Below are 13,220 nucleotides of genomic sequence, written 5' to 3' on the forward strand. Positions count from 1 at the left end.
CCATGACCACTGCAACCACCACTTCCCCGACCCCGACGCGGTACTACCGCTTCAAGCCCTGGAACATCGGGCGCTACCTGATCTGGGCGCTGTTCGCGCTGGTGCTGATCATCTCGCCGATGCTGTTCAAGAGCAGCCTGGCGCTGACGATGCTCTCGCAGATGGGCTACCTGATCATCATCTGCCTGAGCTACAACATCCTGCTGGGGCAGGGCGGCATGCTGAGCTTCGGGCATGCCGTCTACACGGGCCTGGGCTCGTTCATCGCCATCCATGCGATGAACATGCAGGGCATTCCGCTGGTGGCCATTCCGCTCGTCGGCGGCCTGGCGGGGATGTTCTTCGCCATCCTGCTCGGCTACGTGACGACCAAGAAGGCGGGCACCACCTTCGCCATGATCACCATGGGCATTGGCGAGCTGGTGGCCTCGATGGCACTGATGTTCCCGAGCTTCTTCGGCGGCGAGGGCGGCATCACCACCAACCGCGTGTACGGCCCGACCTTCTTCGGCTTCAACTTCGGTGCGCAGATCCAGGTGTACTACCTGATCGCCGTGTACTGCTTCGTGTGCACCGCGCTGATGTATGCCTTCACCGGCACACCGCTGGGCCGCATGCTGAACGCGGTGCGCGACAACCCGGAGCGCGTGGAGTTCATTGGCTACAACACGCAGCGCGTGCGCTACTTCGCGTTCATCATCGCGGGCTTCTTCGCCGGCATCGGCGGCGGCCTGGCCTCGATCAACTTCGAGATCGTGAACGCGGCCGACAGCCTGAACGCCATCCGCTCGGGCGGCTACCTGCTGTTCACATTCCTGGGCGGCGCGGTGTTCTTCTTCGGACCGATCATCGGCGCGGTGTTGCTGGTGTTCGCCTCGATCCTGCTGTCCGAACTGTCGAAGGCCTGGCAGCTGTACTTCGGCCTGGTGTTCGTGTTCATGGTGATGTTCGCCCCCGGCGGCATCGCCAGCCTGATCATGATGAACCTGCGCGTGGCCAAGTTCGGCAAGTTCAAGCGCTTCTGGGGCCTGTACGCCGCGCTCGCCGTGGCGCTGGTGCCGGTGGTGGCCGGCGCTGCCGCGCTGATCGAGATGATCTATCACATCCAGCTCAACGCCGCGATGGGCCCGGACCTGAAGTTCTTCGGCACCACGCTGAACACGGCGGGCATGAGCAACTGGCTCGGCGCCATCGCGATCCTGGCCGTCGGCCTGGGCCTGCTCGAGGTGGCTCGGCGCCGCTTCGTGCAGGCCTGGGGCCAGGCGCAGGAAGAGATCGAAGCAGAAATCAAACGTCGGGAGGCGGCGTAAATGAGCGCGCAATACGCATTGGAACTGAGGGCGCTGCGCAAGAATTTCGGCAAGACCGAAATCATCCGCGGCGTGGACCTGGCGGTGAAGGCCGGAGAACGCATCGCAGTGATCGGACCGAACGGCGCGGGCAAGTCGACGCTGTTCAACCTGATCAGCGGGCGGCTCACGCCCACCAGCGGCGAGGTGCTGCTCAACGGCCAGCGCATCGACGGCAAGAAGCCTTTCGAAATCAACCGCCTGGGGCTGTCGCGCAGCTTCCAGATCACCAACATCTTCCCGAAGCTGAGTGTCTTCGAGAACCTGCGCTGCGGCGTGCTCTGGAGCCTGGGCTACAAGTACACCTTCCTGCGCTTTCTCTCGAACCTGGACGACGCCAACGCGCGCACCGAAGAGCTCATCAAGCAGATCGGCCTGGAGCGCAAGCGCGACGTGCAGGCGGTGAACCTCACCTATGCCGAACAGCGCGCACTCGAGATCGGCGTGACGATCGCCGGTGGCGCCGGCGTCATCCTGCTGGACGAGCCCACGGCCGGCATGAGCAAGACCGAGACCTCGCACTTCATCTCGCTCATCAAGCACGTCACCGTCGGCAAGACGCTGTTGACGGTGGAGCACGACATGGGCGTGGTCTTCGGGCTGGCCGACAAGATCGCCGTGGTGGTCTACGGCGAAGTCATCGCCTTCGACACGCCGGCTGCCGTGCGCGCCAATGCCCGCGTGCAGGAGGCCTACCTGGGTTCCTCTGTAGCCGATGCACAGGGAGCGGGACACTGACATGCTGAAGCTTCACGACATCCACGCCTACTACGGCAAGAGCCATGTGCTGCATGGCGTTTCCTTCGACGTCCGCCCGGGCGAAATCGTGGCCCTGCTGGGTCGCAACGGCTCGGGCCGCTCGACCACCGCCAAGGCCATCATGGGCCTGGTGCATGCCGAAGGCACGCTGCAGTGGAAGGGCAACGACATCCTGCGCCGCAAGGCCTACGAGATCGCGCACATGGGCATCGGCTACGTGCCCGAGAACCGCGAGATCTTCCCCAAGCTCACGGTGCACCAGAACCTGCTGCTGGGGCAGAAGGGCACGGGCAAGGGCAGTCGCTGGCAGTTCGACGACATGTACAACATGTTCCCGCGCCTGAAGGAGCGCCAGCACACCGAGGCCGGCGTGCTCTCGGGTGGCGAGCAGCAGATGCTCACGCTGTGCCGTACGCTCATGGGCGACCCCGACCTGATCATCATCGACGAGCCGACCGAAGGCCTTGCGCCCAAGATCGTCGAGCTGGTGGGGCAGTACCTGCGCACGCTCAAGGACAAGGGCATCTCGGTGCTCCTCATTGAGCAGAAGCTCACCATCGCGATGCAGATTTCGGACCGCGCGCTCGTCATGGGCCACGGCAGCATCGTGTTCGACGGCACGCCCGACAGCCTGCGCGCCGACGGCAATACCCGCAGGGAATGGCTGGAGGTCTGATCCAGCCGGGAGTCCGGGCCGCGCCCCGGATTCCCCTTGTCCCGACAGCGACTGCGTGCCATTGTTGCGCCGCGCAAAACGCCTAAAATCTTCGAAAAAGAACACTCGTGCTTTTTCTTCTTTTTCTTCACACACCAAGGAACGCAGCATGACGGCTGAATACAAAGTGCTCGGCGATGTCGCCGTGATCACCCTGACCAACCCGCCGGTCAACGGTCTCGGCTTCTCGACACGCATCGGCATCACCGACGGCCTGTCCAAGGCCAACGCCGACGGCGCCGTCAAGGCCATCGTCATCACCGGCGCCGGCAAGGCGTTCTCGGGCGGTGCGGACATCAAGGAGTTCGGCACGCCCAAGGCGCTGCAAGAGCCCAACCTGCTGAGCGTCATCCTCTCGCTCGAAGCCTCGCCCAAGCCCGTCGTCGCAGCCATCCACTCGGTGTGCATGGGCGGCGGCCTCGAGCTGGCACTGGGCTGCCATTACCGCGTGGCCGCTCCTGGCACCAGCGTGGCACTGCCTGAAGTCAAGCTCGGCCTGTTGCCGGGCGCCGGTGGCACGCAGCGCCTGCCGCGCGTGCTCGGCGTGGAAACCGCCCTCAACATGATCGTCAGCGGCGAGCCGGTGAAGAGCGAACTGCTCGCCAGCCTGCCGGGCCAGAAGCTGTTCGACAAGCTGGCCGCCTCGGCCGAGTCGGTGTTCGACGAAGCCGTCGAGTTCGCCAAGTCGGTCGCGGCCAAGGGCGGCGAGCTGCCGCTGGTGCGCAACCTGCCGTGCAAGCACCCGCAAGGCGATGCCTACTTCCAGTTCGCCAAGAACATGGTCGGCGGCATGTCGAAGAACTACCCCGCGCCGCTGAAGTGCGTCGACGCCGTGCAGGCCGCGACCAAGATGAAGTTCGACGACGGCATGGCCGAAGAGCGCCGCCTGTTCACCGCGCTGATGTTCACGCCCGAATCGCTGGCCCTGCGCCACCTGTTCATGGCCGAGCGCGCTGCAAGCAAGATTCCCGACGTGCCCGAAGACACGCCCAAGCGCGAGATCAAGGCCGTGGGCGTGATCGGCGCCGGCACCATGGGCGGCGGCATCTCGATGAACTTCCTGAACGCGGGCATCCCCGTCAAGATCCTCGAGATGAAGCAAGAGGCGCTCGACCGCGGCATTGCCACCATCAAGAAGAACTACGAAGCCCAGGTCAAGAAGGGCAAGCTCAAGCAGGACAAGTACGAGCAGCGCATGGCGCTTCTGAGCACCACGCTGAGCTACGACGACCTGAAGGACGCCGACCTCATCATCGAAGCGGTGTTCGAAGAAATCGGCGTCAAGGAAAAGGTCTTCAAGGAACTCGACCGCGTCGCCAAGAAGGGCGCCATCCTGGCCTCGAACACCTCGACGCTCGACGTCGACAAGATCGCCTCGTTCACCGACCGTCCGCAAGACGTCGTCGGCATGCACTTCTTCAGCCCGGCCAACGTGATGAAGCTGCTCGAAGTGGTGCGCGGCAAGGCCACGTCCAAGGACGTGCTGGCCACCGTGATGGCCATCGGCAAGAAGATCAAGAAGACCTCCGTCGTGTCGGGCGTGTGCGACGGCTTCATCGGCAACCGCATGATCGAGCAGTACAGCCGCCAGGCCGGCTTCCTTCTGGATGAAGGCGCTACGCCGCAGCAGGTCGACAAGGCCATCGAGAAGTTCGGCTTTGCCATGGGTCCGTTCCGGATGGGCGACCTGGCCGGCAACGACATCGGCTGGGCCATCCGCAAGCGCCGCGCCGTCGAACGCGCCGACATGAAGTACAGCCGCACGGCCGACAAGCTGTGCGAGCTGGGCCGCTTCGGCCAGAAGACCGGAGCAGGGTGGTACGACTACCAGGCCGGCAAGCGCGACGCCATTCCGTCGGAACTCGTCAACAAGATGATCGAGGACCACCGCAAGGAACTGGGCATCACGCCGCGCAAGATCTCCGACACGGAAATCGTGCAGCGCCTGGTGTTCGCCCTCGTCAACGAAGGCGCGCACATCCTGGAAGACGGCATTGCCTCCAAGTCGGGCGACATCGACATGGTGTACCTCACCGGCTACGGCTTCCCGATCTACCGCGGTGGCCCGATGCACTACGCCTCGCAGGTCGGCCTGTACAACGTGGCCGAAACGATGAAGCGCTTTGCGCAGAACCCGCGCGACGACGCCGAGTTCTGGCAGCCCGCACCACTGATCCAGAAGCTGGTGGCCGAAGGCAAGTCCTTCAGCTGAGACGTCTGAACCGGGATCAAGACCGCCCATGTTGAAACGCATCTTCCTCGGGCTGCTGCTGGTGCTCCTGGCACTCGTGGCGGCCGTGGCGGTCAAGACCTGGACCACGCCATCGCAGCAACTTGCGGTGGCGCCCGCACCCAAGCTGGACATCGACCTGCAGGCCGCCGCCAAACGGCTGTCTACGGCGATCACGTTCCGCACGGTGTCGAGCATGGACGACTCGGCCGCCAACGCGGCCGAGTTCGACAAGCTCCACGCTTACCTCGAACAGCAGTACCCCAAGGTCCACGCCACCCTGAAGAAGGAAGTCGTGGGCAACAAGGCGCTGCTCTACACATGGGCCGGCACCGACCCGTCCGCCAAGCCCATCGCACTGATGGCGCACCAGGACATGGTGCCCATCGCCCCCGGCACTGAAAAAGCCTGGACGGTCGACCCCTTCGCCGGCGAGATCAAGGACGGTTTCGTCTGGGGCCGCGGCACGCTCGACAACAAGAGCAATCTTTTCGCGCAGATGGAAGCCATCGAGCTGCTCATCGGCGCCGGCTTCAAGCCGAAGCAAACCGTCTATCTGGTGATGGGCGACGACGAGGAGGTGAGCGGCCTGCGCGGCGCGCTGCCCATCGCCGAACTGCTCAAGTCGCGCAACGTGCGCCTGGACTGGGTGCTCGACGAAGGCCTGCTGGTGCTCGACGGCGTGCTGCCCGGGCTCTCGAAGCCCGCGGCACTCATCGGCCTGGCCGAGAAGGGCTACGGCACGTTCTTCCTGTCGCTCGACACCGCCCCCGGCCATTCGTCGATGCCACCGCAACACAGCGCCATCGGCCGCATGAGCGCCGCGCTGGCCCGGCTCGAAGCCAACCCGATGCCCGGCGGCATCAAAGGCGTGGCCGGCCAGATGTTCGGTGCGCTGGCGCCCGAAATGAGCGGGGTCAACCGCGTGATGCTTTCCAACCTGTGGCTCACCGAGTCGCTGGTGCGCGGCCAGCTCGAGAAGAGCCCGAGCAGCAACGCCATGCTGCGCACGACCACGGCGCTGACCATCGTGCGCGCAGGCAACAAGGACAACGTGCTGCCAGGCCGCGCCGAGGCGGCCGTCAACTTCCGCATCCTGCCGGGCGACAGCATCGCGAGCGTCGAGGCTCACCTGCGCAAGACGCTGGCCAACGACGACATCAAGATCAAACAGTACCCCGGCAACTCGGAGCCCTCGCCGGTATCGCCCACCGACAGCACCGGCTACCGCGCGATCCAGCAGGCCGTGCGCCAGAGCTTCCCCGACGCCGTGGTGGCGCCCGGTCTCATGACCGCCGCCACCGATTCGCGTCACTTCAGCCTCGTGAGCGACGCCGTCTTCCGCTTCTCGCCGTTCCGCGCGAAGGGCGAGGACCTGGCGCGCTTCCATGGCAACAACGAACGCCTGGCCATCTCCAACTACGGCGAGATGATCGGCTTCTATCACCAGCTCCTGAGCAACACCAACGCTGCTCCGGTGCAATGACGACCACCTCTTTTCCCTTCCATCTTCAAAGGACCTCACCATGACCAGCGCCGTCATCGTTTCCACCGCCCGCACGCCGCTCGCGAAGAGCTGGAAGGGTGCCTTCAACATGACGCACGGCGCCACGCTGGGCGGCCACGCCGTGCAGCACGCGATTGCGCGCGCCGGCATCGAAGCTGCCGAGGTCGACGACGTCATCATGGGTTGTGCCACGCCCGAAGGTGCCACCGGTTCGAACATCGCGCGCCAGATCGCATTGCGCGCCGGCTGCCCCGTGACCACCTCGGGCATGACCATCAACCGCTTCTGCTCATCGGGCCTGCAGACCATCGCCACCGCCGCCCAGCGCATCATCGCGGGAGAGGGCGACGTGTACGTGGCCGGAGGCGTCGAGAGCATCTCGTGCGTGCAGAACGAAGCCAACACGCACATGCTGGCCGACCCGTGGCTCGTGAAGCACAAGCCCGAGATCTACTGGAACATGCTGCAGACCGCCGAGCAGGTCGCCAAGCGCTACAACATCGGCCGCGAGGCCATGGACGAGTACGGCGCGCAGAGCCAGCAGCGCGCCACCGCCGCGCTCGAAGCGGGCCTGTTCAAGGCAGAAATCGCTCCCATCACCGTGCTGGCCGGCGTGGCAGACCCCGTGATGGGCCTGCGCACCAAGGAAGTCACGATCGAGAACGACGAAGGCATCCGCCCCGGCACCACCAAGGAAGGCATCAGCGGCATCCGCCCGGCCATCCCCGGCGGCTTGATCTCGGCCGGCAACGCCAGCCAGTTCTCCGACGGCGGCGGTGCCTGCGTGGTGGTCGACGAGAAGTACGCGCAGCAGAAGGGCCTGAAGCCCCTGGGCCGCTTCCTCGGCTTCGCCGTGGCCGGCTGCGAGCCCGACGAAATGGGCATCGGCCCGGTCTTCGCCATTCCGAAGGTGCTCAAGCGCCTGGGCCTCACGGTCAACGACATCGACCTGTGGGAGCTGAACGAAGCCTTCGCCGTGCAGGTCATCTACTGCCGCGACAAGCTCGGCATTCCGGGCGACCGCCTGAACGTGAACGGCGGCGCCATCGCCGTGGGCCACCCCTACGGTGTGAGCGGCCAGCGCCTCACGGGCCACGCGCTCATCGAAGGCAAGCGCCGTGGTGCCAAGAAGGTCGTGGTCACGATGTGCATCGGCGGCGGCATGGGCGCCGCGGGCGTGTTCGAGGTCCTGTAACCATGTCCGGCTTGGGTCCGGACCAGGAGGTCTCGCCCGAAGCCGTCCTGGAATACGGGCGCAGCGTGCTCGCTGCGCAGCCCTTCAGTGTGCTGATCGGCGCCGAGCTGCACGCGCTCGCGCCGGGCCATGCGGAGCTTCAGCTGCCGCTCACCGCGCAGCTGAAGCAGCAGCACGGTTTCGCCCATGGCGGCATCGTGAGCTACATGGCCGACAACGCGTTGACCTTTGCGGGCGGCAGCGCCTTGCGCGTGCCGGTCGTGACCTCCGAGTTCAAGATCAACTACGTGCGGCCCGCCATCGGCCAGCGGCTGATCGCGCGCGCCCGCGCCGTTCACACCGGCAGCTCGCAGGCCGTGTGCACCTGCGAGGTGGTGGCGGTGGCCGACGACGGCACCGAGAAGCTTTGCGCATTGGCGCAGGGCACCATCGCCACGCTGCCCGATTCCCCGAAGAAGAAGACTTCGCCGCCCGCGAAGTCGTAGCCTGAAGAAGACATCACCATGAGCCTGCGTCCCACCCTCGACTTTCTGCTCTACGACTGGCTCGACGCCGAGAAGCTCAACCAGAGCGAGCGTTTTGCCGACCACTCGCGCGAGACCTTCGATGCCGTGCTCGATACCTGCGAGCGCATTGCACGCGAAAAGTACGCGCCGTTCAACCGCACCGTCGACACGCAGGAGCCGCATTTCGACGGCGAGAAAGTCATCCTGCCGCAGGCCACGCACGATGCGCACAAGGCCTTCGTCGAGTCCGGGATGATGAGCGCCGCGCAAGACTACGAGATCGGCGGCATGCAGTTGCCGTACACGGTGCAGGCCGCCGCCAACAGCTTCTTCGCGATGGCGTCGGTGAGCATCGGCTCGAACATGCTCACCAGCGGCAACGCCAACCTGCTCATGGTGCACGGCACCGACATGCAGAAGGAGGTCTTCGCCAAGAACGAGTTCTCGGGCCGCTGGGCCGGCACGATGTGCCTGTCGGAACCGCAGGCCGGCTCGTCGCTGAGCGACGTGGCCACGCGCGCCGTGCCCGATGGCGCCGACTACCAGAACGATCCGCTGGGCCCGCGCTACCGCCTCACGGGCAACAAGATGTGGATTTCGTCGGGCGACCACGAGCTGACCGAGAACATCGTGCACATCGTGCTCGCCAAGATCCCCGACGAGAACGGCAAGCTGGTGCCGGGCACGCGCGGCATCTCGCTGTTCATCGTGCCCAAGCGCATGGTCGACACGCAGGGCGAACTCACGGGCGAGCGCAACGACGTGGCGCTGGCCGGCCTGAACCACAAGCTGGGCTGGCGCGGCACCACCAACACGCTGCTCAACTTCGGCGAAGGCAAGTACCCGGTCGGCGGCAAGGCCGGTGCAGTGGGCTACCTGGTCGGCGCGCCCGGCAAGGGCCTGCACTGCATGTTCCACATGATGAACGAGGCCCGCATCGGCGTCGGCACTGCCGCGACCATGCTCGGCATGGCGGGCTACTACGCCTCGCTCGAGTACGCCAAGAGCCGCCCGCAGGGCCGGCTGGTGAAGAAGCCCGAAGCGGCCGGCGCCGCCGTGGTCAAGGATTCGGCCGCGCCGCAGGTGCGCATCATCGAACACGCCGACGTGCGCCGCATGCTGCTGGCCCAGAAGGCGTACTGCGAGGGCGCGCTGGCACTGGAGCTGTACTGCGCGCGCCTGGTCGACACGCAGAAGACCGGCGATGCGCAGACGGCCGACGACGCCCGACTGCTGCTGGAGGTGCTCACGCCCATCGCCAAGAGCTGGCCCAGCGAGTGGTGCCTGGAGGCCAACTCGCTCGCGATCCAGGTGCACGGCGGCTACGGCTACACGCGCGACTTTCCGGTGGAGCAGTACTGGCGCGACAACCGCCTGAACATGATCCACGAGGGCACGCACGGCATCCAGGCGGCCGACCTGCTGGGTCGCAAGGTGCTGATGGAAAAGGGCCGCGGCCTGCAGCTGCTGGCGGGCCGCGTCACTGACACCATCGGCCGCGCCGCCCAGGTGCCCGCGCTGGCGGCGCACGCGAAGGCGCTGGGCGCCGCGCTGCAGCGCATCGGCAGTGCCACCGAGGCCGCCTGGTCCACCGGCGACCCGGCCGACGCGCTGGCCAACGCCGTGCCCTACATGCAGGCCTTCGGCCACACGGTGCTGGCCTGGATCTGGCTCGACGTGGCGCTGCGGGCCCTGGAAATCGACGCACAGAAGGCGAGGGCGGTAACAGCTGGCAAGATCGGCGCCACGGACTATTTCTTCCACTACGAGCTGCCGAAAATCGGTGCCTGGCTCCAGGTGGTCGAAACCCGCGACCCGACCTGTACTGCTTTGCCCGAGGACGCTTTCTGACAATGGCCAACGCCGCCCCGAACTCACCCCCGCCCGCCGCCCAACCGCCGAAGCCATCCAAGCCGCATGCGCGGCTCGAGAAGTGGATCTGGATCCTGATCTACGGCGGCCTGTTCCTCGTGATCCTGGGGGTGGCCACGGGCCGCACCGAGCCTGCGCTGGGCTGGTCGATGGCCGCGCCCGGTGTCGTCGTCACCGCGGTCGGCATCGTGCTCATCTACGTGCGTTCGCGGCTCAAGTAGACAACAAGACAAGGACCCGACCATGCTCAAGCACATCGTGATGTGGAAGTTCAAGGAACACGCCGAGGGCGCCGACAAGGCGACCAACCTGCGCAAGGCCAAGGCGCTGCTCGACGCCTGCGCCAGCCTCTCGCCCGGCACGCACCGTTTCGAGGTGGCCATTGCCCAGCCCGGGCTCGAGGCCACCTACGACCTGATCCTCAATTCGGAGTTCACCGATGCCGCCGCGCTCGCGGCCTATGCGGACCATCCCCAGCATGTGGCGCTGAAGCCGTTCATCGGCGCGGTCCGCGAAGCCCGCCAATGCATGGACTACGTGACATGACTCACCCCCAGGCTACGCGCACATCGTGTCGCTTCGCCAACCCCCTTGCAGGGGGCAACGCCTGCGGCCCGGCAAAGCCGGTTCCGCGGCATTCCCTGACCTGAAAAACCAGCCCCCACAGGAGACCTCTCGCCATGACCGTCCGCACCACCCAACAACTGTTCGACCTCACGGGCCAGACCGCCCTCATCACCGGCGGCTCGCGCGGCCTCGGACTGCAGATGGCGCATGCGCTCGGCGAAGCCGGCGCGAAGATCATGCTGAGCTCGCGCAAGGCCGACGACCTCGAACAGGCGGCTGCCGAACTGCAGGCCGCCGGCATCGATGCACGCTGGATCGCCGCCGACTGCTCCAAGGAAGAAGACACCCGCCGCCTGGCCGACGAAACGCTGGAGCGCCTGGGCGGCGTCGACATCCTCATCAACAACGCGGGCGCGAGCTGGGGATCGCCGGCCGAGAGCCACCCGGTCGAGGCCTGGGACAAGGTGATGAACCTCAACGTGCGCGGCTACTTCATCCTCGCGCAGCAGATCGCCAACGGCTACATGATCCCGAAGAAGCGCGGCCGCATCATCAACATCGCCTCGATCGCGGGCCTGAACGGCAACCCGCCGGGCATGCAGACGCTGGCCTACAACACCTCGAAGACCGCGGTGATCGGCTTCACGAAGACGCTGGCCGCCGAATGGGGCAAGTACAACATCAACGTCAACGCGATCTGCCCGGGCTTCTTCATGACGAAGATGGCGGCCGGCCTGATCAAGACGCTGGGCGAAGAGCACATGGCCGCCTCGGCGCCGCTGGGCCGCCTGGGCGACGACGAAGATCTGAAGGGCCTCACGCTGCTGTACGCGAGCGATGCCGGCAAGCACATCACCGGCCAGTGGGTCGCGGTGGACGGCGGTGTCAGCGTGGTGCTGGGTGCGGCCTGACATGTCCGAATCGTCCGAAACGTCCAGCGACATCAACATCCGCTCGTACACGACCCAGATTCCGTTTGCGCGCCACCTGGGCTTCGAGCTCACGAAGTTCGAGGGCGGCGAATCCGAGATCCGCTACACGGCCAAGCCCGAGCACCTGAACACCTTCGACGTGACGCACGGGGGCGCCTGCATGACGCTGCTGGACATCGCCATGGCCGCCGCTGCGCGCAGCGTGACGCCCGAGACCGGCGTGGTCACCATCGAGATGAAGACCAGCTTCATGCAGCCTTCGGTCGGCCCGCTGCAAGCGCGCGGCACGCTGCTGCATCGCACCGCGACGCTGGCCTTCACCGAAGCCAGGATCTACGACGAACAGGGGCGCGTGTGCGCCCACGCCACCGGCACCTTCAAGTACGTGAAGCGCCGGCTGCCCACCGGCCCCGCGAGCGCGAACGCCATGCGTCCGCCATCGACCGACTGACCGACCCACATCCCCTTTCCGGAGACACCTTCATGCCTACCAACAAGCAGATCCACCTCGACAATCGCCCCGAGGGCGAAGCCGTTGCCAGCAACTTCAAGCTCGTGACGAGCCAGACGCCCGCGCTGCAGGACAACCAGGTGCTGGTGCGCCACCACTTCATGAGCCTCGACCCGTACATGCGCGGCCGCATGAACGACGCCAAGAGCTACGCGCAACCCCAGCCGCTGGGCCAGGTGATGCAGGGCGGCACGGTGGGCGAGGTGGTCGAGAGCAAGCACCCGAAGTACGCCGTGGGCGACAAGGTCGTCGGCTTCGGCGGCTGGCAGGAATACAGCGTGGTCGACGGCTCGCAGCCCGGGGCGCTGAAGAAGGTCGACACCACGCATGTGCCGCTGTCGCACTACCTCGGCGCGGTCGGCATGCCCGGTGTGACGGCCTGGTACGGCCTCGTGAAGATCATTGCGCCCAAGGCGGGTGAAACCGTCGTCATCACCGCCGCCAGCGGCGCCGTGGGCAGCGCCTTCGGTGCGCTGGCCAAGGCGCGCGGCTGCCGCGTGGTCGGCATTGCGGGCGGCCCCGACAAGTGCAAGTACGTGACCGACGAGCTCGGCTTCGACGCCTGCATCGACTACCGCCAGCACCCCGACGTGAAGACCATGAGCGCCGCGCTCAAGGAAGCCTGCCCGAACGGCATCGACGGCTACTTCGAGAACGTCGGCGGCTACATCTTCGACGCCGTGCTGCTGCGCACCAACGCCTTCGCGCGTGTGGCGCTGTGCGGGATGATCGCCGGCTACGACGGTGCGCCGCTGCCGCTGGCGAACCCGGCGCTGATCCTCATCAACCGCCTGAAGATCGAGGGCTTCATCGTCAGCGAGCACATGGAAGTGTGGCCCGAGGCGCTGACCGAACTCGGCACGCTGGTGGGCACGGGCAAGCTCAAGCCGCGCGAGTCGATTGCGCAGGGCATCGAAGCCGCCCCTGAAGCCTTCCTGGGTTTGCTCAAGGGCAAGAATTTCGGCAAGCAACTGGTGAAGCTCATTTGATGCTTTGAAACGCACGGCAAGGAGGCCGGTCATGCGCGCCGCGCCGGGCCGCCCCAAGCAAGCGCGCACCGCAATGCGAAGCATGGAG

At 66.1% G+C, this 13,220-nt stretch carries 13 protein-coding genes; all 13 read left to right on the forward strand.

Annotation, left to right across the window (positions count from 1 at the left end; all coding sequences use genetic code 11):
• Positions 1-2 precede the first annotated feature (2 nt).
• The 13 genes from ASD34_RS19980 (at position 3) to ASD34_RS20040 (ending at position 13,132) form a co-directional block, all read left to right on the forward strand.
• Positions 3-1,310: a branched-chain amino acid ABC transporter permease gene (locus ASD34_RS19980; protein ID WP_056580819.1), complete on the forward strand. Its 1,308-nt coding sequence runs from the start codon at positions 3-5 to the stop codon at positions 1,308-1,310.
• Positions 1,311-2,087, forward strand: a complete 777-nt coding sequence (locus ASD34_RS19985; RefSeq protein WP_056580823.1) for an ABC transporter ATP-binding protein — start codon at positions 1,311-1,313, stop codon at positions 2,085-2,087.
• A 1-nt stretch (position 2,088) separates the two neighbouring features.
• A complete protein-coding gene (locus tag ASD34_RS19990; protein WP_056580826.1) occupies positions 2,089-2,784 on the forward strand; it encodes an ABC transporter ATP-binding protein in 696 nt (231 codons plus the stop codon).
• A 148-nt stretch (positions 2,785-2,932) separates the two neighbouring features.
• Complete coding sequence (locus tag ASD34_RS19995; RefSeq protein ID WP_056580829.1) at positions 2,933-5,035, forward strand: 3-hydroxyacyl-CoA dehydrogenase NAD-binding domain-containing protein; 2,103 nt, start codon at positions 2,933-2,935, stop codon at positions 5,033-5,035.
• A gap of 28 nt (positions 5,036-5,063) precedes the next feature.
• Positions 5,064-6,539, forward strand: coding sequence for a M20 family peptidase (locus tag ASD34_RS20000; RefSeq protein ID WP_056580831.1), 1,476 nt, complete (start codon positions 5,064-5,066; stop codon positions 6,537-6,539).
• A gap of 40 nt (positions 6,540-6,579) precedes the next feature.
• A complete protein-coding gene (locus ASD34_RS20005) occupies positions 6,580-7,755 on the forward strand; it encodes an acetyl-CoA C-acyltransferase (protein WP_056580834.1) in 1,176 nt (391 codons plus the stop codon).
• Positions 7,756-7,757: 2 nt separating this feature from the next.
• Entirely contained in the window at positions 7,758-8,240 is a 483-nt protein-coding gene (locus ASD34_RS20010) for a PaaI family thioesterase (RefSeq protein WP_056580837.1), read from the forward strand.
• Positions 8,241-8,258: 18 nt separating this feature from the next.
• Positions 8,259-10,112: an acyl-CoA dehydrogenase gene (locus ASD34_RS20015; RefSeq protein WP_056580840.1), complete on the forward strand. Its 1,854-nt coding sequence runs from the start codon at positions 8,259-8,261 to the stop codon at positions 10,110-10,112.
• Between the two features lie 2 nt (positions 10,113-10,114).
• The gene (locus ASD34_RS20020; RefSeq protein WP_056580843.1) at positions 10,115-10,354 is read left to right on the forward strand and encodes a hypothetical protein; all 240 of its coding nucleotides are present in this window, start codon (positions 10,115-10,117) and stop codon (positions 10,352-10,354) included.
• 22 nt (positions 10,355-10,376) lie between these two features.
• Complete coding sequence (locus tag ASD34_RS20025) at positions 10,377-10,679, forward strand: Dabb family protein (RefSeq protein WP_056580846.1); 303 nt, start codon at positions 10,377-10,379, stop codon at positions 10,677-10,679.
• A gap of 134 nt (positions 10,680-10,813) precedes the next feature.
• Positions 10,814-11,611: an SDR family oxidoreductase gene (locus tag ASD34_RS20030; RefSeq protein WP_056580849.1), complete on the forward strand. Its 798-nt coding sequence runs from the start codon at positions 10,814-10,816 to the stop codon at positions 11,609-11,611.
• Position 11,612: 1 nt separating this feature from the next.
• A complete protein-coding gene (locus tag ASD34_RS20035; RefSeq protein WP_082548848.1) occupies positions 11,613-12,083 on the forward strand; it encodes a PaaI family thioesterase in 471 nt (156 codons plus the stop codon).
• Between the two features lie 32 nt (positions 12,084-12,115).
• Positions 12,116-13,132 carry an NADP-dependent oxidoreductase gene (locus ASD34_RS20040; RefSeq protein ID WP_056580852.1) on the forward strand — a complete coding sequence of 339 codons (1,017 nt, stop codon included), beginning with the start codon at positions 12,116-12,118 and terminating at the stop codon, positions 13,130-13,132.
• Positions 13,133-13,220 lie beyond the last annotated feature (88 nt).

It is taken from the genome of Variovorax sp. Root473, from assembly GCF_001426505.1.
Classification (GTDB): domain Bacteria; phylum Pseudomonadota; class Gammaproteobacteria; order Burkholderiales; family Burkholderiaceae_C; genus Variovorax.